Source organism: Bacillus sp. LR--39 (genome assembly GCF_053613335.1).
Map to the genome: position 1 here is coordinate 1 of NZ_JBSIOT010000791.1, position 742 is coordinate 742.

General features: G+C 38.8%; 2 protein-coding genes. Both read right to left on the reverse strand.

Features of this window, described 5'->3' with window-relative positions; all coding sequences use genetic code 11:
* Positions 1–40 precede the first annotated feature (40 nt).
* A complete protein-coding gene (gene dltC, locus ACWHAR_RS26560; protein ID WP_003227325.1) occupies positions 41–277 on the reverse strand; it encodes a D-alanine--poly(phosphoribitol) ligase subunit DltC in 237 nt (78 codons plus the stop codon).
* Between the two features lie 16 nt (positions 278–293).
* On the reverse strand, positions 294–742 hold a 449-nt coding region (locus ACWHAR_RS26565), incomplete at its 5' end, for an MBOAT family O-acyltransferase (protein ID WP_452088360.1).

Here is a 742-nt window from a genome sequence, read left to right on the forward strand (position 1 = left end):
ATAAACGCCAAAATAATTGGACCGAAAAAACGCTTTTTCATTATTTCAACTCAGACAGCTGATTTACAATGTTGTTAGGTGTATTCCAAACGTCCCGGTCAAATTCAGTGATCGGCACTAAAATATCAAAACGGTTTTCAATCGCAAGCAGCAATTCTACTGTTCCAAAAGAATCAAGCAAACCTTCTTCAAAAATTTCAATATCAGGATTTTCCTTTACGATGTCATCCTGGCAAACCTCTGCTAAAACGTCTAATACCTCTTGTTTAAAATCCATAGCTTTCTAATCTCCTTTAATGGTGGTGATGAAATGGTTTTCCTGAGAAAATATAAAACCCGAAGCAAACGAAATGGAATGTGATCACAATAGCGAAAATGGTTGTCCAGCGGTTGGACGGCAGCCATTTATATTTCTTATTCCACTTCTCGAAAAAGTTGTAACACGTCATCAGAACGGCGTGATAGAGGCCGTAAATGATATATTGCGGCGCGAGCCCGTGCCAAACCCCCATCAGCATAAATAGCAGGAAATACCCGATGTTTGAGACGGCCATACGGTTTTTGATCCACTTTTTCTTAGTCATCCAAAATACGAATCTCATAAACACATAATCTCTGAACCAAAATGACAGAGACATATGCCAGCGATTCCAGAAATCTTTAATATTTTTACTGATAAATGGTTTATTAAAGTTTTCCGGCGATTTAATGCCCATAATGTAGCTGCCGCCGACGGCAAACA

Coding starts and splice junctions, on each gene's coding strand:
- dltC (WP_003227325.1), bottom strand. CDS start 277: ATGGATTTTAAACAAGAGGTATTAGACGTTTTAGCAGAGGTTTGCCAG.